General features: G+C 39.6%; 23 protein-coding genes and 3 pseudogenes. 14 read left to right on the plus strand and 12 right to left on the minus strand.

What is annotated here, in order from left to right; genetic code table 11:
* Window positions 1–118 precede the first annotated feature (118 nt).
* Genes O9323_RS02605 through O9323_RS02615 form a run of 3 tightly spaced genes read left to right on the plus strand, consistent with a single transcriptional unit; the run spans window position 119 to window position 2,649 of the window.
* Window positions 119–286 (plus strand): hypothetical protein, encoded by a 168-nt coding sequence (locus O9323_RS02605; protein WP_002775282.1) that lies wholly within the window; start codon window positions 119–121, stop codon window positions 284–286.
* A gap of 9 nt (window positions 287–295) precedes the next feature.
* On the plus strand, window positions 296–2,242 hold the full coding sequence (locus O9323_RS02610; protein ID WP_288124654.1) for an AAA family ATPase: 1,947 nt from the start codon (window positions 296–298) through the stop codon (window positions 2,240–2,242).
* Window positions 2,242–2,649, plus strand: a complete 408-nt coding sequence (locus O9323_RS02615) for a hypothetical protein (RefSeq protein WP_193977167.1) — start codon at window positions 2,242–2,244, stop codon at window positions 2,647–2,649. The genes O9323_RS02610 and O9323_RS02615 overlap by 1 nt, the downstream gene beginning before the upstream one ends.
* A 42-nt stretch (window positions 2,650–2,691) precedes the next feature.
* Here O9323_RS02615 and O9323_RS02620 read toward each other — a convergent pair whose 3' ends face one another.
* From O9323_RS02620 to secA, 8 genes are all read right to left on the minus strand, one after another.
* Entirely contained in the window at window positions 2,692–2,943 is a 252-nt protein-coding gene (locus O9323_RS02620; RefSeq protein WP_002750923.1) for a hypothetical protein, read from the minus strand.
* A 4-nt stretch (window positions 2,944–2,947) separates the two neighbouring features.
* Window positions 2,948–3,706: a hypothetical protein gene (locus tag O9323_RS02625; protein WP_288124659.1), complete on the minus strand. Its 759-nt coding sequence runs from the start codon at window positions 3,704–3,706 to the stop codon at window positions 2,948–2,950.
* A 30-nt stretch (window positions 3,707–3,736) separates the two neighbouring features.
* Window positions 3,737–4,129, minus strand: a complete 393-nt coding sequence (locus tag O9323_RS02630) for a Mo-dependent nitrogenase C-terminal domain-containing protein (protein WP_002750927.1) — start codon at window positions 4,127–4,129, stop codon at window positions 3,737–3,739.
* 660 nt (window positions 4,130–4,789) lie between these two features.
* Entirely contained in the window at window positions 4,790–6,547 is a 1,758-nt protein-coding gene (gene argS, locus O9323_RS02635; RefSeq protein WP_149107792.1) for an arginine--tRNA ligase, read from the minus strand.
* Between the two features lie 92 nt (window positions 6,548–6,639).
* Window positions 6,640–7,026 (minus strand): type II toxin-antitoxin system VapC family toxin, encoded by a 387-nt coding sequence (locus O9323_RS02640; protein ID WP_002793526.1) that lies wholly within the window; start codon window positions 7,024–7,026, stop codon window positions 6,640–6,642.
* Window positions 7,026–7,253, minus strand: coding sequence for a type II toxin-antitoxin system VapB family antitoxin (gene vapB, locus O9323_RS02645; RefSeq protein ID WP_002750932.1), 228 nt, complete (start codon window positions 7,251–7,253; stop codon window positions 7,026–7,028). Before vapB ends, O9323_RS02640 begins: the two co-directional genes overlap by 1 nt.
* A 41-nt stretch (window positions 7,254–7,294) precedes the next feature.
* A complete protein-coding gene (gene ispF / locus O9323_RS02650) occupies window positions 7,295–7,774 on the minus strand; it encodes a 2-C-methyl-D-erythritol 2,4-cyclodiphosphate synthase (RefSeq protein ID WP_002750935.1) in 480 nt (159 codons plus the stop codon).
* Between the two features lie 402 nt (window positions 7,775–8,176).
* The gene (secA, locus tag O9323_RS02655) at window positions 8,177–10,990 is read right to left on the minus strand and encodes a preprotein translocase subunit SecA (RefSeq protein ID WP_149107791.1); all 2,814 of its coding nucleotides are present in this window, start codon (window positions 10,988–10,990) and stop codon (window positions 8,177–8,179) included.
* 222 nt (window positions 10,991–11,212) lie between these two features.
* On the opposite strand from secA, the gene O9323_RS02660 reads away from it, so the two are divergent.
* Window positions 11,213–12,205, plus strand: a complete 993-nt coding sequence (locus O9323_RS02660) for an ImmA/IrrE family metallo-endopeptidase (protein WP_288124656.1) — start codon at window positions 11,213–11,215, stop codon at window positions 12,203–12,205.
* A gap of 475 nt (window positions 12,206–12,680) precedes the next feature.
* On the opposite strand, the gene O9323_RS02665 is transcribed toward O9323_RS02660, so the two are convergent.
* The gene (locus tag O9323_RS02665; protein WP_288124657.1) at window positions 12,681–15,905 is read right to left on the minus strand and encodes a type ISP restriction/modification enzyme; all 3,225 of its coding nucleotides are present in this window, start codon (window positions 15,903–15,905) and stop codon (window positions 12,681–12,683) included.
* 175 nt (window positions 15,906–16,080) lie between these two features.
* Here O9323_RS02665 and O9323_RS02670 point away from each other — a divergent pair, with 175 nt between their 5' ends.
* The 5 genes and pseudogenes from O9323_RS02670 to O9323_RS02695 all read left to right on the plus strand — a co-directional run bounded on the left by O9323_RS02670 (window position 16,081) and on the right by O9323_RS02695 (window position 19,635).
* Window positions 16,081–16,797 carry a DUF433 domain-containing protein gene (locus O9323_RS02670; RefSeq protein WP_288124658.1) on the plus strand — a complete coding sequence of 239 codons (717 nt, stop codon included), beginning with the start codon at window positions 16,081–16,083 and terminating at the stop codon, window positions 16,795–16,797.
* Window positions 16,794–17,215 (plus strand): annotated as a pseudogene (locus O9323_RS22495) (PIN-like domain-containing protein). Before O9323_RS02670 ends, O9323_RS22495 begins: the two are co-directional and overlap by 4 nt.
* 254 nt (window positions 17,216–17,469) lie before the next feature.
* Entirely contained in the window at window positions 17,470–17,706 is a 237-nt protein-coding gene (gene rpmB, locus O9323_RS02685; RefSeq protein WP_002732080.1) for a 50S ribosomal protein L28, read from the plus strand.
* A gap of 144 nt (window positions 17,707–17,850) precedes the next feature.
* The gene (gene psaK / locus O9323_RS02690) at window positions 17,851–18,117 is read left to right on the plus strand and encodes a photosystem I reaction center subunit PsaK (protein ID WP_002734065.1); all 267 of its coding nucleotides are present in this window, start codon (window positions 17,851–17,853) and stop codon (window positions 18,115–18,117) included.
* A 381-nt stretch (window positions 18,118–18,498) separates the two neighbouring features.
* Window positions 18,499–19,635: an amino acid ABC transporter permease gene (locus O9323_RS02695; RefSeq protein WP_004157918.1), complete on the plus strand. Its 1,137-nt coding sequence runs from the start codon at window positions 18,499–18,501 to the stop codon at window positions 19,633–19,635.
* A gap of 31 nt (window positions 19,636–19,666) precedes the next feature.
* On the opposite strand, the gene O9323_RS02700 is transcribed toward O9323_RS02695, so the two are convergent.
* Together O9323_RS02700 and O9323_RS02705 are read right to left on the minus strand one after the other, a co-directional pair.
* The gene (locus O9323_RS02700) at window positions 19,667–19,912 is read right to left on the minus strand and encodes a ssr2422 family thylakoid membrane protein (RefSeq protein ID WP_004157920.1); all 246 of its coding nucleotides are present in this window, start codon (window positions 19,910–19,912) and stop codon (window positions 19,667–19,669) included.
* Between the two features lie 58 nt (window positions 19,913–19,970).
* Window positions 19,971–21,146: a DUF4336 domain-containing protein gene (locus tag O9323_RS02705; protein ID WP_004157922.1), complete on the minus strand. Its 1,176-nt coding sequence runs from the start codon at window positions 21,144–21,146 to the stop codon at window positions 19,971–19,973.
* Window positions 21,147–21,204: 58 nt separating this feature from the next.
* Between O9323_RS02705 and O9323_RS02710 the strand changes: the two genes are divergently transcribed.
* The 5 genes and pseudogenes from O9323_RS02710 to O9323_RS02725 all read left to right on the plus strand — a co-directional run bounded on the left by O9323_RS02710 (window position 21,205) and on the right by O9323_RS02725 (window position 24,731).
* Window positions 21,205–22,470 carry a YcjF family protein gene (locus O9323_RS02710; protein WP_004157923.1) on the plus strand — a complete coding sequence of 422 codons (1,266 nt, stop codon included), beginning with the start codon at window positions 21,205–21,207 and terminating at the stop codon, window positions 22,468–22,470.
* A gap of 227 nt (window positions 22,471–22,697) precedes the next feature.
* Window positions 22,698–22,781: pseudogene (locus O9323_RS22810) on the plus strand (BrnT family toxin); the annotation flags it as partial.
* Window positions 22,782–22,838: 57 nt separating this feature from the next.
* Window positions 22,839–23,054: a hypothetical protein gene (locus O9323_RS22505; protein WP_024970209.1), complete on the plus strand. Its 216-nt coding sequence runs from the start codon at window positions 22,839–22,841 to the stop codon at window positions 23,052–23,054.
* Window positions 23,051–23,470, plus strand: a complete 420-nt coding sequence (locus O9323_RS02720) for a type II toxin-antitoxin system VapC family toxin (protein ID WP_004157924.1) — start codon at window positions 23,051–23,053, stop codon at window positions 23,468–23,470. Before O9323_RS22505 ends, O9323_RS02720 begins: the two co-directional genes overlap by 4 nt.
* Before the next feature lie 421 nt (window positions 23,471–23,891).
* The gene (locus tag O9323_RS02725; RefSeq protein WP_043998321.1) at window positions 23,892–24,731 is read left to right on the plus strand and encodes an AbiJ-NTD4 domain-containing protein; all 840 of its coding nucleotides are present in this window, start codon (window positions 23,892–23,894) and stop codon (window positions 24,729–24,731) included.
* A 36-nt stretch (window positions 24,732–24,767) separates the two neighbouring features.
* Here O9323_RS02725 and O9323_RS02730 read toward each other — a convergent pair.
* Window positions 24,768–25,079 (minus strand): annotated as a pseudogene (locus O9323_RS02730) (cytidine deaminase); the annotation flags it as partial.
* Window positions 25,080–25,221: the final 142 nt, after the last annotated feature.

The raw sequence follows: 25,221 nt of genomic DNA on the forward strand, positions 1-25,221 counted from the left end.
AAAGCTGTAAGTTACTAGGGCCTTACCTAGTCAAATCTGTTATAAAATTTCTCGTCATCAAGAGATCTCTTGGCAAATAAGCATTAAGACTTGACAATCCCCAACCCCCAGAAAATTCATGGACATAACTGCTAAAATTAAAGAAATAGCCCAAAAATATGAGATACCTCCCCAACTGCTAAAGGAAGCCATGACTTTAGAAGTAGAAAAAATTACTCTAAAAAATCGGCGGCTATCACCTAAAATTGTCGAACTTATCGAAAAATATACCGACTCCTCACAATAAATAAACTCTATGACTTTGAGACTGAAACAAATTCGCTTAACTAATTGGAAATGTTACCCTAGTCAAAATATTACTTTTAACCTGCATCCCGACAGAAATATTCATATTATCTTCGGTAATAATGGCCACGGTAAAACTTCTCTGATGACAGCGATTTTATGGTGTCTCTATGGGGTAGATATTGTATCTAAAGAGACTATGAAAACCTATTTTTATCGAGGTGAGGGGGATTCTTCATCAGCAGAAGAAAAAGAAATGCGGGTAGAATTAAATTTTACTAGAAACGAGAAAAATTACTTTATCAGTCGCACAGCGAAATTAAACGTTAATGGTAGCACTTCTTCTCTCAGCTTAGAGGAAGCATTATTTTATGAAGATGGAACCATAAGAAGTAACTCTAGGGAATATATCGAAGCATTGCTTCCTAAATCTATTCGAGATTTTTTCTGTTTTGATGGCTTAAAAATTGAACAATATACCCAGATAACTCAAACTAAAGAAGCAAAAGAAGCAATTGAAAAAGTTTTGGGTATCCCGGAATTAAGAAATCTGCGCGATGATACAGAAAAAGCCTTACAAGAATTAGAAAAACGTTTAAATAAAGCAGAGGGAACCAGTCAGGAATTTACAGATAAGCTGCAACAATTGCGAGAATTAGAAGAAGAAATTGATCTGCAACAAGGTCAGCGTAAAAATGCTAAAGATGAGGAAAAAAATGCTATAGTTATCTACCAAGTCGCTCAAGAAAAAGCTGCTCAGATTGAAAGTTTACGAGAAAAATTAGAGGAAATTAATAACTTAGATAAAAAGCGTATCGGTTTACAAACTGAGTTAAATAACCTGCAAAAGTCTATTGATTATTGGTTAAAAACAGCTTCGATACCTTTGCTGATTAACTTTGTGCAGGAAATGGCCGATGATTTGCAAGTTACTAGCTTAAAAAGCAACTATAAAACTAATTCTACAGCAATTTTTAAAGCAATACTTGACGACGAAAGCTGTCTATGTGGTCGTTGTTTAGATAAAAGTTCTCGTGATTTTATACTTCAACAAATTGCCGAACTAGAGTCCTTAGAAGTGGACAACACCACCAGAATAGAAAAAGATCAAATTAGAATTGATTTACAGGGAATTATCCGAGATAATGCCAAATTTAGCAATTATAGTCAATTGCTTTTGCAAAGAGATCTTTTAGAAGAAGAAATCGAAGAAATTAATCAAGATATGAGACAGCTAAAACAGGAAACCACGGGAATAAATCAAGACTCGGTGAGGGATATTTGGCGAAAAGTTGACGAATCGGAACAAAAAGTTAAGGAGATTGAAGAAAGGATCGAACGCTTGCAAAAGGACATTGAAATCAAAGAAAAGCAATTAGAAAATTTACGCAAAGAAGTGGAAATTTTAGCTAGTGAAAATCAAACCACATCGATGTTATCTAATCAGGTTAAAATGGCTATAGGTTTAAAAAATGCCACTAACGAATTAATCGAATGGCATATCGATAATTCTCAAAAAATGATTAATCAAGTAACCAGCGATCGCTATTTACAAGTAACCAACAAACCAGAGGAATATAAAGGAGTAGAAATCACTCCCGAATATACTTTAGGAATCCGTACCATCACGGGAAAATTATTAAATCCCGATGTCTTAAGTGCGGGAGAAAAGGAAGCTTTAGCTTTTGCTTTTATCACTGGTTTAAATCAAATAACCGATAATTGTGTTCCCCTAATTATGGATACACCTTTTGGCCATTTAGACAAAGAACATCAAAAAAATATTATTAACTCTCTCCCTAATTTAAACTCCCAAGTAATTATTTTAGCCACGGATCGCGATCTTCCCGATCCACTTTTAAATCTGCTGCTCCCCTATACTACTGATATGTTCAAAATACACCGTTTGGCTGCCGATGAAGATGCTTCCGTGATTGAAGTGATGGAGAATTACTAATGCAGAGAATCGATCCCAGTTTGAAGATTTATGCCTCGGAAACTTCCAGAAATTATCTACAGGTACTAAAAGATAATAAAACCTTTGAGCGCATGGTAGATGCTTATTTATTCGCCGCTGCTTTTGCCATTAAACAAGACTTAAGTATCTACGGAACCACTTTGAGTAATCGACAAGATTTAATTAATATTAGCCAAATCGAGCCAGAAGTTATTTTAGCTTTAACCGCAGGAATTTATATTATCTGTAAAAAGAATTCCTATCCTCAACCTAGCGATGGCAAAGAAGTTTTAGATAAGATCTGTCAATACGCAGAAGTGGGATTAAGGGAATTAAAAGAACGCTGGCAAGGCAAAGTCAGCAATCAAATCCAAGCTGACATTGAGAGAATTATCAATAATCTCTAAAATTCTCCCTATCTAACTATCTTTTTTAGGGATAACGACAAATTAGATTCTTTCCACACTGCCAAAAAAGACGGGTTCCACGCGAATAGCAACGATACTAGCTGGACGTAAAACCATATATTCCCCTTGAATATTTCTGATCGGAACATTGATAAAATCCCTGGAATCGGCTTTCGGAACTAATTCGTTACTGTACCACTTTTGAAATTCTTGGATAGTCAAAAAACGTACCTCCTCGCGATGTCCACTGCTCAAGAACAAATGTACAGCGTACTCGTCAGCTTTTCTACTCATTTTTTTAACTAATCAGATTGAATTTTTGTAATAAAGTTGCCATTAAAGGCGGAAAAGTGAGACGCAATTCGCTCAGATCCGAGAAAATTAATTTTTGGTAGCTTGGCAGGTCAAAAGCTAGTTTACCCTTTAATTCCGCCCGATTTTGATAGGTTAGCAGAATTTGTCCGCCCTGTTTACAAGCGATCGCATAACCTAATTCTACACCCACTAGGGGACTGGGCAGTAATTCCGTTTCCTTTTGGCTAATCGCCGTAGCATCGGCAATAAATAATAAACTTTTGCGAATTTTGCGTAATTGACTATCACTCAACCGGGTGACATTGCCCTCAGTTCGAGGCGTTTCTTCCATAGTTAAGGGCAAACGGGAGCGTTTATTGAGATTTTCGACGGTTTCGGTCAAAACTGTTTTTAAAGCGGTGCTAGAGTCCTTAAATTGGCTTTGGGAGCTAAAATAAATGATGGGATCCAGCCAAGTGCTGAGGTCCTGTTTAGTAAAGTAAATTTCTTGGGAAATCAGGTCAATATTCGAGATGACGTAACCGCCACTACCTTCGAGGTAAAATTCCACCCTTTCCCCTTCTAAATAGCATTGGAACCAGACAGAACCCTGTATTGTCAGACTATCATCGAGAAAATCGGCTCTTAAACCCGATTTTAAGAGACTATTGCGACTTAAGCGCAAGTCGTGGGGACGTTTGACAACCTCACGGATAGGTTCGTATTTGTCCAGATACCAAGCTTTCAGAGCGATGATGGCCATAGGTGTGGCGATTAAAGACACTCTCCCATTTTAGCAGTAAGCACCGATATCCTCTCCACATTCATCGGCCAGGTAAGAAAGAGCGCGAAATCTTAACATCATCAGGTTTTCGTAGAGGGGATTTAGCTTGCAAAGGGGGGGAATCTCTAGAATTGTCCAGCTAAATAGGTTAATTTTCCGCGCAAAGGGACATTGAGCCGGAATTAGACGACAAATCCTGTGAGCTAGTTCAGGTGTATTGATTTCTAGGCGATCAATTCGTTGCCGCAGGGGTTGCCATAAATCCCATTTTGGTTGCGGTGACGGATTTTTCCGATTGCCTTTCGACCAAGGGGCGATCCAATTAGAGACAATTATTTTATTTGTGGTATAATCTGATACATCAGCATCGGCCATAGCTTTATCTTCAATTGATTGACTCATAAGGTTCTATCTGAGATTACGACAGGGCAAATGCTCTTTCCCGAAAATCCTCTAGGACGTTCGGACATTTGACCGCTTTAACGATAACATCTCTGGGATAAAATTACTCGTTAAGACTACACAGGAACGCTGGGGCTGCGGAGAGGAAATCTGAACTTTTGTACTAATTCCCGATCTCCGAGTTATCACCTGAAAGCTAATAGGCAACAGACGACAATAAGATAACGTCATGAGTCAGTTTAACTAGATTAATCTCCAAGCTTCCCCCAAAGATATTGGCTCTGATTAGAGCTATTTCTAGGTTAGCAAAAAGTCAGGTTTTTTCACGTCAGCATAGTACACTTTTTCTGGGTATAAAATAGCACCCAGTTTTGTCAAAGATACGCAATGCAAGGGGTGGGGTGTGGGAATTATGAATTATCAACTATGAATTATGAATTGGGTAGTTGGCTCTCTTAGGTTTGGTGGGCAAAATGTATTCTAAGATACAGTCCTGCTGGCGAGCGAGTGGAAGGAACCACAAAGACACAAAGGACACAAAGATTGATCGATCATATAGTAAGTTAAACTTATCACACAGAACCTAGAAGAGCCAGGAGTTTTTTGCTGTGAACTGATAACTGATAACTGATAACTGATAACTGATAACTGATAACTGATTTACATTCTTTCCAAAACGGGAATTCCCAGGAGAGATAAGCCTAATTTTAGGGTTCTTGCCGTTAAATCACACAAAACTAAACGAGAGGTTTTAATCGGTTCTGCTGCTTTCAGAACGGGACAATTTTCGTAGAAACGATTATACTTTTTACTGAGTTCATAAAGATAATCACATAAACGATTGGGTAATAAATCCTCTTCCACTGCACTAATTACTTCCGGCAGTTGCAGTAATTGTTTAGCCAGAATTAATTCGCTTTCATCCTTGAGAATTAGCGGTGAATTGGCACTTAAATCCTGAAAATTAATACCACCTTCGCGACTGATACTCTGGACCCTAGCGTAAGCGTACAGCATATAGGGGGCGGTGTTGCCTTGCAGATTGAGCATTTTGTCGTAACTAAAAACGTAGTTACTATTGCGATTTTGGCTGAGATCGGCGTATTTAATGGCACTTAATCCGACGGTTTCGGCAGTCTTAGCGATAAAATCGCCAGTTTCTTCTCTTTCCTCGCTTGCCAGTCTTTTTTCTAAGTCAGCTAGGGAATAGGAGATCGCTTGATCAAGTAATTCTTGTAATTTTACCGTCTCCCCGGAACGAGTTTTTAATTTTTTACCATCTTCCCCTAAAACTAATCCAAAAGCGACGTGAACCACTGCCACATTATCGGGTAAAAATCCCGCTTTTTTAGCCACCTGAAATACTTGGGCAAAATGGTTAGCTTGTCCAGCATCAGTAACATAAATTATTCTTTCGGCCTTATCTTCACGCACTCGATAACAAATTGCCGCTAAATCGGTGGTAGCGTAATTATAACCGCCGTCGGATTTCTTGACAATTAGGGGCAAAGGCTCCCCCTCTTTGTTGGTAAAACCATCGAGAAAGACGCATAAAGCGCCGTTGTCTTCTGTTAGCAATCCCTGTTGATCTAATTCTCTGATTACTGTCTCAAGGTAGGGATTATAAAAAGATTCCCCCCTTTCCGTCAGTTTTATATCGAGAATATCATAGATTTTCTGAAATTCCCGTCGTGATTGTTGACAAAGTAACTGCCATGCTTGACGACTTTGAGGATCACCCGACTGTAATTTTACTACAGCTTGGCGGGCAGTTTCTTTAAAGTTTTCGTCTTCATCAAAACGAATTTTAGCCTTTTTATAAAAGCTAACTAAATCCCCTAAATCAAGGGCATCTGCTTGGGTTAAAGCGCTAGGATAAACTTCTTGTAGATAGGTGATTAACATCCCGAATTGAGTACCCCAATCCCCGACGTGATTAAGACGAATTACTTGATGATGACGAAATTCCAAAATCCGAGCAATACAATCACCAATTATAGTCGATCGCAAGTGACCGACGTGCATTTCTTTAGCAATATTGGGACTGGAAAAATCGACAATAATTTTTTGACTGGGGTTAGCAGTGGCAACTCCTAAACGGTTGTCAGTAATTAGGTCTTTTAATTGGGTTTCTAGATAACTGGGTTTAAGGGTAAGATTGATAAAACCAGGTCCAGCAATTTCGGGGGTTTGACAGAGATCATCTATCTCTAGATTTTTTAGTAAAGTTGCCGCCACTTCCCGCGGTTTTTGTTTTAATTCTTTGGCTAAAGAGAGGGAAATATTACATTGATAATCGCCAAAACGGGGGTTACTAGCGGCGACAATTAGAGGATCGGTAGCGGCAAAGTTTTCCCCAAAGGATTTAACTAGGGATTGGGAAAAACGCTCTTTTATTTGTTGGATAATGGCAGTCATAGAGAGAATTTAGCAATGAATGTTAGAAGTCTATGGGGAATTAGGAAATTTATCTTGCTCTCATCTTGAATAGAATTGAGCCGGACGGGGTATTATGTCCATTTTCTTGGTACATTATAAGCATCAAATTTAGTATCTTTACTAATTAGAATTAGCGATCTGTTTAGAGACTGAGCAATTAGCATTCTATCAAATGGATCACGGTGATACAAGGGTAAAGTACAAATTTTTAGAGTATCAGAAAATGATATAGACAGTAAGGTTATATCTGATGCTTCTAGTTTAGTTTCAATGGTTTCATAACTTTTTTGTAGGGCTAACTTACCTAAATTTAACTTAATCGCGATTTCCCAGAGACTAACAATACTGACATAAACTTCAGGAGCAAAATCAATTTCCTCCCGAAGATTATTAGGTAAGTTAGGATCGTTTTCAGTTAACCAGATGAAAGTATGGGTGTCCAGAAGAAAAGATGTCATCACATATATTCCTGAAAATCTTCCAAAGACTCATCAAAATCATCGGACAAAGGTAAGGTAAATGTACCTTGTAAAATTCCTGAACGACGTTTTCTAAGAGAAGGTTTCTCTATAATAACATCTGATTGATAATTGGCCATCAAATATTCAGCATAGTGAAGCAGCTCTATTTTTAAGAACTCTGGCATTGTTTCGACAGTTTCTAAGATTTTTGTGTCTATATTCATAAGTTCTGGATACTTAATCTCAGCAAATTTTTACTAATTACTTATTCCTTAACCAATAAAACCACGGCATAAACTGCGATACCTTCTTCTCGTCCCACTGGTCCCAATTGTTCGTTAGTAGTGGCTTTAATTCCCACCTGGTCCGGATTAATCTTGAGAGTTGCTGCTAATTTGGCTCGCATCGCAATAAGGTGAGGTTTCATTTTCGGTTTTTCGGCAACAATTACCGAATCAATATTATTAATCTGCCAACCTTTATCGATAATTAATTGATTAACTTGTTCTAATAATTTTAAACTATTCGCCCCTTGCCATTGTGGGTCTGTGGGGGGAAAATAATGACCGATATCGCCTAAACTAAGCGCACCCAGCATGGCATCCATAATAGCATGGGTTAAGACATCGGCATCACTGTGACCCAATAAACCGACAGTATGGGCAATTTCTACTCCTCCTAAAATTAAAGGTCTTCCTGTTACCAATCGGTGGATATCGTAGCCGTTACCAATACGAATATTCATAGAGCAGTCCTCATTGTCGGTGTTTCTGCAAATGTGAGATGCACCCAAATTGCGGTAGAATTTTCTTGGGGATAATCTCCTAAATTCTGACTATCCACTGCCGATTGCCGCAAAGGATAGCCATTTATTCTATCAGAATGAGAAGATATTAAATATGATAACACTTGTGACTATATTTTTCACTGCCTTGCTGGCAGTTACGGATTTTACTTACCAAGTTTTGATTCATTTTCCCATACAAATCCTCAATTCTTTGGGGTCGTTGCTGTCCTATGGAGTAATCGGACTGATAATTTTAGTCCTAGTGTGGATTGTAGGTGACTGATTTCTCGGTAGAAAAAAATGAGAGAATCAGCCTTAGCCAATTCTCCCCAATTTAAACCAACCTTTAATTTTTACTGTTCACTCACTAGCCACTGCTTGGGGTTGTCCTTGCGGTTGGAATTGGAACAGGGAATAAACCACGTTACGACGGATATCAATCATCATTTCTAAAAACATCTCGTAGCCTTCCTGTTTATACTCAATTAGGGGGTCTTTTTGACCGTAACCGCGTAAACCAATCGACTCGCGTAAAGCTTCCATAGCTTGCAGGTGTTCGCGCCATAACATATCGATTTGTTGCAGGATAAAATAACGTTCGGCATCGCGCATGAAACCGGCGCGAATATTATCCACTTGACGTTCTTTAATTTCGTAGGCTTTGCGAACTTCTTCGTGTAGGAACATCTTGATATCATTAACACTCATCTCCTCGATATCTTTAGCGGTAATATCTGCCAACAGATAGACAAATTCCTGAGATTTACTAATCAGTTTTTCTAAATCCCATTCTTCTGCCGGCAGTTCGGGATTAATATAAGCCATGACGATTTCATCCATGGTTTTTTCGGCGTATTGCAGCACCTGTTCTTTTAGGTCCATCCCCTCCAAAACCCGACGACGTTCGGCATAAATAGCGCGCCGTTGATTATTCATCACCTCGTCGTATTCAAACACCTGTTTCCGGGCATCATAATAGAAGGTTTCCACTTTTCTTTGCGCTCCTTCCAGGGAACGAGTTAACATTCCCGACTCAATGGGCATATCTTCTTCCACCCGGAAGGCATCCATTAAACCAGCCACGCGGTCGCCCCCAAAAATCCGCAATAAATTGTCTTCTAGACTTAAAAAGAAGCGTGTAGAACCGGGGTCGCCCTGTCTGCCCGCCCGGCCTCGCAATTGGTTGTCAATACGGCGGGATTCGTGGCGTTCCGTCCCGATAACGTGCAGTCCGCCCCTTTCTACTACTTCATCGTGTTCTTTGCCTGTGTAATCTTCATAACTTTTGCGAATTAATTTATAGACTTCGCGTAACTTTTGAATAACCGGGTCATCCGTGGGAGCTTTTTCGGCTGCGATAGCGATTTTTTCTTCTGCTTCTAATTCGAGTAAACTTTGAGTTCCGTGGGTATCAACGGCAAATTTAACCGCTTCTTTCAGGGCATTTTCTACCTCTTTCGGTAACTCGGTGGGAAAAATTTCTGCTGAGGCACGCCAGTTTTTTTTCTTCTTACCCGGGGCGAATCCTTGGGGGCGATTGCGTTCTCCTAAACTGGGTAAACTAAAGGCCAAATTGTCATCCTCGGGCATAACTAATTTCGGCATTAAATACTCGCGAATTTTCAATCGGGCCATATAGTCGGAGTTACCACCGAGGATGATATCGGTTCCCCGTCCCGCCATGTTCGTGGCAATGGTTACGGCCCCGGCCCGGCCTGCTTGGGCGACGATTTCCGATTCCCTTTCCACGTTTTCCGGACGAGCATTAAGTAAGTTATGGGGAATCTTTCTTCCCTGTAATAACAGCGAAAGCACTTCCGATTTTTCCACACTGGTGGTACCGACTAAAACCGGGCGACCCTGTTCGTGCATTTGTTGACATTCTTCGGCGACGGCGTTCCATTTTGCCTGTTCATTTTTATAGACCACATCGGCTAAATCTTGCCGACGAGAAACGCGGTTAGTGGGAACAATTGTTACTTGCAGGTTATAGACTTTTTCTAGTTCCGTTTCTTCGGTTTTAGCCGTCCCAGTCATGCCGGATAATTTCGGATAGAGTAGGAAAAAGTTTTGATAGGTAATCGTGGCTAAGGTTTGGGTTTCCTGTTGAATTTCTACCCCTTCCTTAGCCTCCACTGCCTGATGTAAACCATCGCCCCAACGTCGCCCCGGTAATACCCGTCCCGTGAACTCATCAACGATAACAATTTCACCACTGCGAACGATATAGTTAACGTCTTTTTTCTGGAGTTCTTTGGCACGAATAGCGTTAGAAATATAGTGCGCCCAGGGATTTTCTTGGTCGTATAAATCGGTAACTCCCAATAGTTCTTCCGCTCTTTTAAAGCCTTCATCGGTCATTAAAACGTTACGGTCTTTTTCGTTAACTTCGTAGTCTCCCGGTCCGTCTTCTACTTTTTGGCGCACTAATTGCTTGGCGATTTCGGCGGCGAGAATATATTTTTCTGTGGGCCGATCGATCGGTCCTGATATAATTAATGGAGTTCTGGCCTCATCGATAAGAATGGAGTCCACTTCGTCGATAACGCAGTAGTTAAAGGGTCTTTGGACAACTTCCCCCATCACTGTAGCCATGTTATCGCGCAGATAATCGAAGCCGAGTTCGCTGTTAGTGGTGTAGGTGATGTCACAGGCATAATTTTTCTTTCTTTCTTCTGGACTCATGCCGGCTTGAATTAGTCCCACACTTAACCCTAAAAAGCGGTGTACCTGCCCCATCCATTCCGCGTCACGACGGGCGAGATAATCGTTGACGGTGACGACGTGAACCCCTTTTCCGGTCAATCCATTCAAATAAGCGGGGAGTGTGGCAACTAGGGTTTTTCCTTCCCCGGTTTTCATCTCGGCGATTTGTCCTTTGTGGAGTACCATTCCCCCCAATAACTGCACGTCAAAGTGACGCATCCCTAAGACTCGGATTCCCGCTTCCCGGACAATGGCGAAAGCTTCGGGGAGGATTTCCTCGAGAATCTCCTCTCTTTCGTCATAATTTCTCGCTTTGTCTAATCTTTCCTTAAATTCGCTGGTTTTGCCCCTTAATTCCTCATCGGATAGGTTTTTAATGTCTTCTTCCAGCAGGTTGATTTCGGTGACGAGGGGCTGAAATTTTTTAATTTTGCGGGCGTTGGGATCTCCGAGTAGGGCTTTTAACATAGCAGTTTTTATTCTCTCGCTTCGATTAGCTCTTGGTCTGTGGTGTTAACAATTGTATCACTCTCGTTGGGAGTAGAGAGTCATTTATCCCTGAAAAGGGACTCTTGCCAGTGGGCAAAAATTAAGTTAGAGATGGTATCTTAGAGATAAGAATATACTGATCTACTTTGATTCCCTAAAACCTTAAAAAACTTAGTATTGCCGACAAAGGAGGGTGAAACCATGACAGAAAGCCTTACCATGGCAGCCCTCTACGGGAAACTCTCAAAAATCGGACTTAAAAAAAATTATGTCCGAGAAAATGGCTTGCCCAGTTGGTGGGATGATGAACTCAATGATAAACCCGTTGCGGTCCTAGAAGGGGCAGGTTATATCGCCAAAAACCTCAATCTTGACCTCTCATCCTTATTAACCCCTCAAGAAAAGGTCAAATTTAATCGACCTCCTCATACTAAATTTAAACAGCACAATAGCCAGAATAACCAACATCCCCATCTAGCACAAGCTTTAGCAAGTCGTTTTGCTGAGTTAATTTCCTTGGGGGTTGAAGTTAATTATACCCCTTTATCTAAGGATGCTAAAACCATCAGAGAAGACATCTTAAGTCACTGGCCAAAGGTTGACTTGACCTCTCTTTTAGACTATTGTTGGTCTCAGGGAATAGCGGTAGGATACTTTGATCATTTTCCTAACAAAACTAAGAAATTTGCTGGATTAATTCAATGGTATTCCACTTGTCCTGTAATTATTCTTAGTTCAAAATATCAACAGTCGGCAAGACTCGCTTTTGACTTAGCGCACGAATTAGGACATTTAGCATTAGCACATCTAAAAGATGGGGTATTAGTTGATGAAGAGATTAAATTTGATAATGATAGCGAAGAAAAAGAAGCTAATCAATTTGCCACTGAATTACTCCTAGGTGATTGTGATAACTGCCTTGGGGATAGGAAATTCCCAAATACTGAAAAATTCAGTAAATATGTTCAAGAACATTTTATCTCTCATCATCCGGATATTGACATAGGTGCAATTATTCTGAACTATGGATGGCATAACAGGCGCTACTTTGCTTTAGCCATGGCTACTTTAAAATTATTAGAACCCAACCCAAATGGCAATAAGATTATTAATGAATATTTGGCTAATAAGTTAGACTGGGATAAATTTGATGACGAAACCTACGAGTATCTAGAAAAGGTGTTAGGAGTTTAACCTTGATAGGTTCTGTTTATTGTTTGGATAATGACATTATCCTAAAATTGTCCACCTATGGCTTATTTGAGAAAACCCTCAATACCTTTGGAGTTGAAATTAATCAAGTTAAAATTCTTCAGACATTTCAATATAAATTTAAAAGGGAACCGCAACAAAAAAGGAAGAGAAACCCTGTTAAATATAACCTAGAAGACGCTTTATTTGTGGTTGAAACCTGCGATAAAATATCAATCTAGGGTTTGCGGCAAAAAGTACGGGCGAAGCATTCGGATAGAAAATCTCCGGTTTCACCGATAGGTTATTGCCCGAATGCTTCGCCCCTACAGGACGCGGGCCGATGAAAACCCAAGGTTTTGAAGCACGATTCTCTCAAAATCTTGCACCTGTACTGATTATTTATTCTCCCTTTTACCTGTCCTGATATGTAGCCTATAGTCAACGGATTTAGTATTAATCTTCTCTCACTGGTGGCTTAACTAAAGGGGAAACCACCATATTTATTGATAATTATATCTATAGTTTCCATAATTGCGATCGATTCGCCCAAAATGGAGATAATTTGTTGATAATGTTCTAGGTCATCGTAGCTAAGGTGGCGACCTTTGCGGTCTTTTAGCCACTTCTGACACACTTGATAACCGCCGATATAAAAGTTCCAAATTTGGAGCGGAATCCCCGCAAAATACTGGTCAGAATTAATCGAAATTTGTTGTTTATTTTCGTCATATTTCACCTGTTCGACTAGATTAGAACCCGCCACGGGATAGCTACTAATTTCTTTTCCCGTTGCTTTCATCAGGTGTAACTGCACTAATCTGTCACCTTTTTTGACTAATTCCCAGAATAATTCTTTATTACTGGTGAGAGGAACGCGAGGAAAGTCTATTTTTAAAAATTCGGCGTAACGTTGGCGATATTGGGGAGAGTGAAAGACAGCATAGATATAGTTAAAAATGTCTTCTGGTCCAAAGGTTTTCTTTTTGTCTCCTTTGCCATCACTGATAAATTCTAATTCAAGTTTTGCCGAAAGTTTGTTAATAAATTCAGGCGCTAGATTGGGACGGCGACCATTTGGCGAGTTGGTTGCTTCTGTGTCAAATAGGGTTGGGGTATTGGTTGGGTAAAGATAAAGGGGGAAAACATTAGATCCATCTTTTATTTCTACAAAGACAGCAGGAGTCGGAGTGTCAGACACTATAGAATGATTCCAAAAATCTAGCCTAGTTTGTCTAACTGTATTTATACATAAATTTTCTTTTCCCAAGACATGGTCAATTAACTCCCGTCTTGGATAGTCCATTGCTACTGTACTAAAATAGCAACAACGCCAATCAAAAGGACGATATAGACAAGTAGTTATTTTATTTTGCCACTGGTCATCTAAACGAATTGCTTGACGAACTCTATTGAATTTCCAATCTCGGTTATCTTTAATATCATACTTAGTAGTATAATCTTCGTTAGAAAGATTATTTTCTCTTAGTTCTTGAAATCTTTTAGTTATCTTATCTTTGTCAAAATCTATAGCAAAATTATCTCGGTGAGTCTGAAATCCTAAGACATTCACTGGCATAATTTCAGTAATTTTCCAAAATTGATCGTATTCTGACCGCAGATTAATATTCTGAGGTTTAAATAGATAAAAAGGAGAATCAGGTTGTAATTCCTGCCAAGAAGTAGAATAAAGATCATTTTCCTCTAACCAATGATACTTACCACCGACAATAACTTGATTCTCAATCATCTCTCTTTTGCCCCATAAATCAGCATGATAAACTTTAGCTAAATTTGAAGAACCATTGTGATATTTAATAAAAATACCAATAGCTACACCTTGCTGAATATCAAACACATTTTGATCCGGTGAACCGTCGGGACAAACTTCTTTTTTCTTACTATTGCCGTGTAAATCGAGAATATAAATATCATCAAAAGTTTTTAATAAACTTTGACGCATTCCCCGAAAAGTTGGGTTATCCAGATAACCATGATTAGTAACAAAAGCTAAAATTCCGTAACCAGTTTTCTCGATGCGCCATTGACTAAAGCGAATAAATTTGACATAATCATCATTTAACCATTTGGGATTTTTTTCGCCTAAAGGTTGCTCATCTACTTCAAAATAACTAGCAGTTTTTTCTCCAGAAATAATATCTTTTCCCTTCAATAATTCCTTAATCCATTCTCCTGTATTTACGGAATGTCCAGAGTAGGGAGGATTACCAATAATCACCATAACAGGATGTTCTTGCTTAACACCTTGCGCTGACTCTGCTTCATCGCGAATGCGATTTAAAAACCCATCAGCAGGGGGAATTTGAAAAGCTTCCTGTAGGGTGTTAGTGAGATAGATTCCTAAGCGTTCATCGGCACTAAAATCATAGCCTAATTCCTGAAGTTGTAACCCTAATTTCATGTGTGCCACGGTGTAGGGAGCCATCAGTAATTCAAACCCAAAGAGACGGGGTAATAAATGTTTACTGACATAACTAGACCACATCCCTTTCTGTTGACGAAAACTATCATAGATATGGTCGATAACAGAGTGTAAAAAAGTGCCTGTTCCCACAGCAGGATCGAGAATTAAAACTTGGTGAACTTCCTGAGTTTCTTGGCTATCATTAGGATTCTTAATCGTAATTTTTTTGGCATCGGCCAAACCTTTAGGAATCTGAAACTTATTTTTTAGAATATAGTCCACACTGCGAACCATGTAAGAAACCACGGGTTCAGGGGTATAATAAACCCCCCTAGACTCACGCATTTTACTATCGTATTCGGCTAAAAAAGTCTCATAAAAGTGAACCACAGGATCCTGCTTGCGCGTGCGTTTTCCAAAGCTGCTAAGAATACCATCCATGTCCGTTTGTTGTAAAATAGTGGCTAGAGTATCCACGGCCCAAGTAATCCGCTCATCTAATTCTGTACCAGCAATTTGATGAAAAATTCCCCGCAAAAAAGGGTTAGTTTTTGGGAGGCGAAATGCTGCCGTTTCCCTGGAAAAAGAACTTATTTGATCCGTATTACAGCGTGCTGCGAATAAACCATAACAAATTGTTTGTGCATACATATCCGCGAACTGCGCTTCATTGAGATCACTAATTAAAACTCGTTGAAAAGATTGCAATTGTTGCCGCAACATTCCCCCGCAATCTTGATCTTTTAAAGCTTGACCGATTGCATCTCGAATTAACTGCGCTAAAGCGGCCATTTTTTTGGCTAATTCTCGCGGTGTTGTGATCTGAATAACTTTTGAGAGGAAAAACTGACAGAACAATTGTTCTACTTGTAAAATCCCCTGGGAATCAGGTTTAATTTGCTTTTTTTGATTAAGACTTGCCACGGCAGCTGATAGACGCAATTCTCCCGATACATACCAACGAAATTCTAAATGATCGGTGATAATTAAATTACCTAAAGCCTGTAAATAACGTTTTATTTGGGGAGTATTTTCAACCTTTTTGAGAGAAGTTCCGATATCTTTTGCTTCCAGATGGCCAATTTCTACCATACCCTGATTAATCACAAAATCTGGAGCGCCACAAGCAATCCTTTTTGGCTCATTGAGAGCTTGTAGGTTATTATTTAGGGATTCAATTAATTTTTTTAAAGCAGGACGATAACTGTGTTCTGTGGCGTTACCCTGTTGATAAATGCCTGTGATTTCCTCTAGATATTTTGGCAGTGAATTACTCATTATCGTTGCGACATACAAACGTTCTTCTATAGATAAAATATAACCTCATTTAGCCCCCAATGTCCACTGAGATGCCCTCATCCTACTTTATCCCTATCCTCAAGGATACCAAAATTAGCTAAAATGAAATGATAGGCGATAATCTCATCTCAACAACTTCACCAAAATATTAACGATGGTCAAAGCATCATCTCCCTTATCTCTAGAGCATCTCTATCATGTTCCCACCTACACTATAGCCGATACTGCGCGCTATCTCCATATTCCTTTGCCCACTCTGAGAACGTGGGTACGAGGACGCACCTACCCCACTAAAAAAGGACAAAAAGAGTTTTTACCCCTCATTCAACGACCTAATCCGAATATTCCGCAACTTTCCTTTACTAACTTAGTGGAAGCGCACGTTTTAAGAGTTATTCGCAAAGTTCATAACATCCCTCTCGATAAAGTTAGACTGGCCCTAGACTATATTAGTGAAGAATTTAACACCGATCATCCTCTGGTTCAAAAACAATTTAGTACCGATGGAATTGACCTTTTTATTGAACAATTTGAACATTTAATTAATGCCTCCCGTTCGGGACAATTGACGATGAAACAATTCTTAAATAATCTCTTAACTCGTATTGAATGGGATGAACAAGATATCGCCACACGGCTTTTTCCCACTATCGACATAAATGGGGAAGACTTCAGCAATAAAGTCCTAAAGATAGACCCTAATATTTCCTTCGGAAACCCCGTGATCACAGGAACAGGAATTCCCACTAAAGTTGTCACAGAACTTTATGATGCGGGGGACTCTATAGAAGATATTGCCAATGATTATAATTGTCAACCTTGGCAAATTGAAAAAGCGATTTTATTCGAGTGCAATTGGCAAGCGGCATGACCTATCAATACACCTATTTTATCGACCGCGCTTTAGGAAAATCTATCGGTGAAGCTTTGCAAGAAATAGGGGTTAAAATTGAATTTCATCATGCCCATTTTGCCCCAGATGCACCGGATAGGTCGGGCTACCTATTGTTAGTCAAAGAGGATGGATAGTATTAACTAAAGATGTAAACATTGGTAGAAATATTTTAGAAGTTCAACAGATAGCCCGTTATCAGGCTCAAGTATTTGTTCTAGTTTCTGGCAACTTACCTCGTCAAACCATGATTAATATTTTTGTCGAAACAATCGATAAAATCGAAAAAATAGTTCAAGGTAATCAAGCCCCTTTTATCGCCAAAATATACCAAGATTTTCAAGTAAAATTGTGGAAAAATAAAAATGAATTAACTAGAATAATAGAAACTATGTAAAACTTATTAAAATATTTTTTATTCAGTAAAAAATTACAGCTAAATTTGTTGACAATATTCTCACCATTACCTTTGATGCAATTGTCGAAATTGTCTGAGCAGTGAACCGGTTTAATCAACTTCTTAATCCCCCCACTTGCTGTTAAATTTATCTCCTTTCACTTCACCCAGGGGAAGGGGGGGACTTCTGGCGAGATTTGAGTTAAACTAGAAAGGTTGACTATTGACAAACATCGATCGCACAGGAGTAAATTATGTCTAGAGTCTGTACTATGACGGGGAAAAAGGCCAATAACGCCTATGCGGTGTCCCACTCCCACCGTCGCACCAAAAAATTACAAGAAGCTAACCTACAATGGAAAAGAGTCTGGTGGTCGGAAGGCAACCGTTGGGTAAAACTACGCATCTCCACCAAAGCTATCAAAACCATTGAAAAGAAAGGATTAGCCGTCTTCGCTAGAGAAGTAGGCTTAAACTTGAATTTGTACTAAGCGAGTAGTTCGGAAGTGGAAACGAATCGGCTGTATGGTTGACTCCTCTGCTTTTGATTATTAAGTATTGCAACAGGGCGTGATGTGGGGTGAAAACTACCTTTAAGATTAAAAACTTAAAACGACCTGTTCAGGAGAATTTCAATGTACTCAACCCTATTAATGGCCGCCACCGCCGTGCAAGGTTCCAGCGAATGGAGTCCCAAAGTGGCGATTGTCATGATTATCTGCAATATTCTCGCTATTGCTTTCGGTAAAGCGACTATTAAACAACAAAATGTCGGTCCTGCTTTACCTTCCCCCGCTTTATTCGGTGGTATGGGATTAGGCGCTTTACTGGGTACTACCAGTTTTGGTCATGTCCTCGGCGCCGGTGTCATCCTCGGTCTCTCCCGTCTGGGGGTTATCTAAATATTTTTTGATTTTCTCAATCGGTGGCCAAAAGTCACCGATTTCTTTTGTTAAAAATTCTGGACTATATAAGTAGGTAGGTGTTAAAAATTATCAGATGCCCCCCTTATTAAGGGGGGATTAAGGGGGGACTAAGGGGGGATCGGCACCCCCCTTATCAAGGGGGGCAGGGGGGATCAGAGGCAAAATCGGCTCTCCTAGGTTTGGTGGGTAAAATGTATTCTAGGATACATTTCTCCTAGCGAGGGGGTGGAACGAACCACAAAGACACAAAGGACACAAAGATCGATCGATCCTATGTAAGTTAAACTGATCACACAGAACCTAGAAGAGCCCAAAATCTATCTTCTATTTAATTAGAACCACTTACTTATAATAAATATGACCTTACCTCAAAAAAACTCTTTTTGGTACGATGAGCGATTTCAGAAGATTTTTCTACAGGTAATTATCCTGCTAATTGTCTGCCTAATTTTCTGGTTTTTTGGTCGCAATTTAGTGATTAATTTCCAACGCTTACGCTTAAGTTTTGGCTTTGGCTTTCTCTTTGATACTGACCGACCAGCCTCTTTTGCTATTGGTGACTCTCCTATTGCCTACAGTCCCACCGATACCTATTTTCGCGCTCTTTTGGTGGGATTAGTTAATTCCCTCCGCATTATGATTACTGGCATATTTTTGGCGATTAGTCTGGGAATAGTCATCGGGTTAGGTCGCTTGTCGGATAATTGGTTAATTCGTCAGTTGGCAACAATTTATGTGGAAACTATTCGCAATACTCCCCTATTATTACAATTATTTTTCTGGTATTTTGCTGTATTTTTGAAACTGCCGAAAATTGAGGAATCTTTAGAGTTTTTTGGCAGGGTATTTTTAAATAACTCAGGAGTCTATTTACCTTTTCCCGCTAATAGTTTCAGGACATGGTTAGCCTTAGCTATCATTATTTTAGGAATAATTATTTCATTATTTTTATCCCTAAAAAATAAACTTAGTTTATGCCTAACTAGCCTACTAATCCTAGTTATAATTCCTCTAATCTGGGGTTTAGAATGGCAAAATCCCCAAGTTAATCCTCTTAATCAAAATATTGACTTCGGTTTACATCTTTCTTCCGAGTTTGCTACTCTCCTAATCGGTTTAACTGTTTATACAGCTGCCTTTATTGCGGAAACGGTACGGGGAGGGATTCAATCGGTTAATCGGGGACAATGGGAAGCAGCTAAAGCCTTGGGATTAAAACCTTTATTAGTAATGAGATTAGTGATTTTTCCCCAAGCTTTGCCGGTGATTATTCCTCCTTTAACTAATGAATGTTTAAATCTGGTTAAAAACTCTAGTTTAGCGATCGCTATCGGTTATAATGATATTTATGCTATCTCTAGTACCATCGCTAATCAGACAGGAAAAGCTGTAGAGATGTTAATAGTAGTTATGGCCACCTATTTATTCTTTAATCTGGTGATTTCCTTGACTATGAATCAATTAAACAAACGGGTAAAAATTCAAGAAAGGTAGCCTAATGCACCAGAATTTAGCGATAAATTAATTAATGAGCATTAGCAGAATATAAAGCGGTGATAATTGCTGTCACCGCAGGACTAAGACTAGATAAAACCACCACAGAAGCGGTGGCAATGATGATAGTAGTAGCCATTCTCACCATACCATCTGTACCTTTTTGATAGGCATCAAATTTATATTCTAAGCGGTCAACTTTTTGACCAAGTTCTTCTCGCAATTGAATCAACGCTTCTCTGATGTCATCATTACTGGGATTTTCGGGAATTTGCATGACCTTGATTAGCAATCAACTAACAACCGCATACATTATAGCAGTTCTTAGCCATAAATTACAATTTTTTATCAGGAGGAGGAGTCAATCGCCAGCGCACTAAAAAACTATCAATACTTTCTAAACATTCCAAGTCATCTTTAGGTAAATAAGAATCTTTTAACAAGAAAGAAAAAGCCTGGCGAAACTCTTGCCTATCAGCTTGAATTGGACTAGCAAAATGACAAGGAATAACCTGTTTAATCGGCCATTGGGCAATTCTATCAACCCATTGACTAACCTCGTCAGTATTGCGATTAAGAATCAAAGTTTGCAAAATTGGCGCGACTATTAACCTACCCTCGCGACGCAAATTTAAAAAAGTCTTTTGCCAATCATCCCCCCATTGAAAAGGGAATAAACCAAAATAGGCTTTTTTACTCTTTTCCTTAGCAGTAAAAGCATCTAGAAAGACCTTAATCCAATTGGGAACAGCTAAAACAGGAGGTTGAAAATAAAGAGCAAAAAGACAAATTCTTTGCCAACCCCGACGGCGATTTTCTGGGGTATCCTCCACCAGATCCTTAGCCGTATTTTTAGCGTGAAACAGCAGCGGATAGGGGTCTAATTCTAAAATAGCGGGAGGATTTTCTGGGATAGAAATAATGCCATCGGTTAGCAGCAGAGTTTGAGAGTAGTGATGAAAAAAAGCCACTTCCGAGAAGTACCCCACATTCAGATCAATTGCGGGTAAAATTTCATAACTAAAATCTTTTCCTAAAGGAGTAGTTGTCGAGTCAGCAGGTAAAATTTCCGTTCGTTTTGCCGGTAAACCCAACCAACTCAAAGGTAAATTAAGAGGAAAACTCCATTGATTAGGAGCAACATAAACTATAGCCTTAGGAAAATAACGAGCAAAAGGACCCACAAAAACCTTATGTTCAATCCCAGAAATCGTCGGCAAAATAATATACTTAACTTCCCCGTGTTCACTTTCCAACTCACGCATTAAGCGAATACATTCCGGAGTCGGGGCCACAGGTGCATAAACAAATAAACCCCCAGATGCTAACTTAATTACCGTCATGCGAATCGGCACAACCACATAAAAAATACCCTGCAATTGCTCAAATGTCCAGAGCGTATCTTTCACCACTTCTTGGCGAATTGTCCGTCTTTGACCGTAGGGATAAAGTGGTACAATTGGCCAGAAAGGCCATGATAAATCTTGCGGACTAATTGCGGCTTTTGTCATCGTCTGATTCTATGGCTGAAAATCTCTATTTTAGTTATCATAAACCCTTCTAATCCCCATGACTAATAAACTGCCCATTGATTCTTTGGTCAATACTTGGAATAGTCTCACGGGGAAAGTGATGAAAAGACTCCCCATCGACCAGTTGACTAATACTGTCCTCCAGTGGTTTAGTGTCAGTGATAGTCAAGTAGCGGAAATTTTAGAAAAAGTCCGTCAAGAATTACCCACCACCGAGGCGCTGTTAATCGGTAAACCGCAAACGGGAAAAAGTTCGATTATTCGGGGAATAACGGGAGTTTCGGCGGAAATCGTCGGGCAAGGTTTCCGTCCCCACACCCAAAACACCCAGCGCTACACCTACCCCGCAGAAGATTTACCCCTGTTGATTTTTACCGATACGGTGGGGTTAGGAGATGCCTATCAACACACAGAGACGATAATCGCGGAATTATTGGCAGATTTAGCTGAAAATACGGGACGCGCCCAGGTTTTTATCGTGACGGTAAAAATTGATGATTTTGCCACCGATAGCCTTCTGGAAATTACCAAACAACTGCGGCAAAAATATCCTAAAATCCCCTGTTTACTGGCTGTAACCTGCCTTCATCAGCTTTATCCTCCTAATATCGCCGATCATCCCCCTTATCCTCCCGATTTCGAGGATATCAATCGCGCCTATCAAGAAATTAAAGAAACTTTTAAGGATTTATACGACAATTCTGTGATAATAGACTTTACCCTAGAGGAAGACGGTTACAACCCTGTTTTTTACGGTTTAGAGGCATTTAGAGACAATTTAGCCGATTTATTGCCAAAAGCCGAGGCTAACACCATCCACCAACTTTTAGATCGGGAAACCAGCGATAAATTAGGCCATCTCTATCGGGACGTGGCCCGACGCTATATGTTAGCCTTTTCCGTCATAGCGGCGACCTTGGCGGCGATTCCCTTACCCTTAGCGACTATGCCCGTTTTAACCGCCCTACAAGTGTCAATGGTGGGGGTTTTAGGCAAATTATACGGTCAAGTCTTAACCCCATCCCAAGCCGGCGGAGTCGTCAGTGCGATCGCTGGCGGCTTTTTGGCCCAGGCCATCGGTCGGGAATTGGTGAAATTTATCCCCGGTTTTGGCAGTGTGATCGCCGCTTCTTGGTCCGCTGCCTATACCTGGGCCCTAGGAGAGGGTGCTTGTGTCTATTTTGGCGATTTAATGGGGGGTAAAAAACCCGATCCTAAGAGGATTCAAAGGGTGATGAAAGAGGCTTTTTCTGCTGCCCAAGAAAGATTTAAAAATGTCGCCACGGGGGGAGATAAAATGTAGTTATTAGCCCCTTAATTGTTGGAGATAAAGCAGCCTAAGACAAGTAGCATATCTTCAAGTTAGCGAGATTTTAGTAACATTCGTCAGCTTTAGACCCACTGGAAATTTACTTGTGCTTCTGAACCAGATCTATGGTTCAATACAGTTGAATATATTACGTTCAAGTAATAGACAAAATATATCAAAAATGTGCCATCAGTTTCAGTGAGTAGCAGTATAATGGCTTTATGCAGTTTGACTGGGATAAAAATAAGGCAGAACGCAATCTATCAAAGCACGAAGTCTCAATTGAGGAAGCAAAAACTATTTTTGATGATTCTCTCTATGTTGAATTCTACGATACAGATCATTTAGAAGGAGTTGATATTATGTTAGTTAAAGGAATTAAAAAAGGCAAAATTATTGAGTTATTAGAGGAAGTTGATTTTCCCGATAATGAAGAGATATTAGTAGAAATTAGAGAGGTTAATGATTTTTGGTCAGCCTTGCAAGATTTTAGGCAAAGGGTAGATTTGGCAAGTCTTGATGATGATACTTTTGATAATTTACGGGACAAGTCAACGGGGAGAGATGTTCATTTATGACTCTCAAGTATTTACTAGATACTAATGTTTTGTCAGAGGCTAAACGACCTCAACCTAATCAGAAGGTCATGACAAAGCTCAGGTTATCTAAACGGGAAATAGCCACAGCTACTCTGGTTATCCATGAGCTATTATTTGGTTGTTTTCGACTTCCTTTGTCCAAAAAACGCCAAGACCTAGAAGATTATGTAAATAATGTTATTTTAGCCAATCTACCTTTATTCGATTATGACTTAAAATCAGCCCAATATCACGCACGGGAAAGGACAAGGTTATCTAAAGTTGGTAAGAGTCCTGCCTTTGTCGATGCTCAAATAGCGTCTATTGCTTTTACCAATAATTTGACTTTAGTTACCAATAATGTTGACGATTTTAAAGATTTTCAGGGTTTAGTGATTGAAAATTGGTTTCTCTAATCTAGGGTAAGTGCATCTTGACAATCCTTGACAAAATGAAGTTTATTGAGGTTGCTTACCCAGAGGACAATTCAGGCATATTTGATTATAATTTGCCATCTCAATTGTTAAGCAATAATCGACCAAATGGGTCGAGTTCGTAACTTTTATGATTGACTGGTATTACTTGAAATGCCTACACAGCAAGCGACTCACAAAATTGGCCAATTGTCAATAGCGTTTGAGATACGCTCACCCTGTCTTTTTAATCTACCCAGAGAGTTTACCAGTATCATGATATAACCTCACTTAAACTATTGATTTCTCACTCCTTTTTCTCTGTTCCCTGTTTTCTCAAACAAGAGACTTGGTACTTCAACAGGATGAGAATTGCTATAATTGAATTAATAGTTAGGGGACAAAATTATCCAAAAAGAACACAATGACATTTTCACAACGAAAAAATATTCAACCGACGGAGGTTCCTGTCCAGATAGATTCTATGGATAGGGGATTGCGTAATGGGTTATGGTCTGCTATATCATTAAAATTTGTAGAACCGGGTTCTTTGTACTACGTCCAGAAAGGCAATTGTCGCCATGTGATTGTCTTAAGGCGGTTATGGCATAATTATTTTAAGATGCCACTTGATGAATGCCCAACTTCTTGGCCTAAACTTGTTGAATTTATCCGTGAGCGTTTTTTCCAGTTTAAGTGGTACGAGGTTTACGATTTCATCGAATGCCTGATATATTCTTTTGATGAAAAGGACGAAAACATAGTTAGGGGTATGACCGAATTTATGAACAGTGTTATGGAACGAGACAACTGTGGCTATAGAATTGTTGATGGAAAGGTAGCAGACTTAATTGATGAACATACAATAGATTCTATTGAAAATGCGGCAAACCAAAATCGGTTTGCTGGTGCTGCCACACATATAACAACATCCGTTAGATTTCTTTACGATAGAGAAGACCCAGATTATCGTAATTCAATAAAAGAATCTATATCTGCGGTTGAATCTGCCTGTAGAGACTTTACGGGTGATCCAAAAGCTACACTTGGGAAATCAATCAAGAAAATTGAAGAAATGGGGTATCTTCATCCTGTTCTAAAGGAGGCTTTGTCCAAGTTATATGGATACACAAGCGATGAATCGGGAATACGCCATGCACTGATTGATCATAGCGCCGCAACAAAAGATGATGCCGTATTTATGCTTTCGGTTTGTTCAGCATACATTAATTACCTCATAGCCAAAAGTGCCTCAAGGCGATAGCGTTGTAGTACCTTAACCCCTATACTTTACCCACAGTTAAAAACGAAAGGAAAAAGGCAGTAAATCCGAGAGACTAAAACAATAATTTTGCTGGGTTCCACAGATAATAATCTCTGCTTGCGGCGCTAATTCGGCTATCCATTGACGACAGGCTCCGCAGGGAGTTAACTGACTAATATCATCCTTCCCATCGATACAGGCTATAGCGACCGCCCGTACTTCTCGATCGCCCGCTGCGATTATTTGCGCTAAAGTTGCCCTTTCCGCGCATAAACTCAAGCCATAACTAGCGTTCTCCACATTAGTACCAGCATAAATCTTTTTATCTGTCAAGACCGCTGCCCCCACCCCAGCAATTCTCATTTTGAAAACAAAAGAAGATAAAGTTCTCTATGTGAACAAGAGAACTTCTGTCTAATTATCATTTTTTTTCAAGATAATCATCATAATTAGCTTCAAGAGACAGTTTTAAAATATCTGCCCATAAAAA

Source organism: Microcystis sp. LE19-131.1A (assembly GCF_027532015.1).
GTDB classification, from domain to species: domain Bacteria; phylum Cyanobacteriota; class Cyanobacteriia; order Cyanobacteriales; family Microcystaceae; genus Microcystis; species Microcystis ichthyoblabe_A.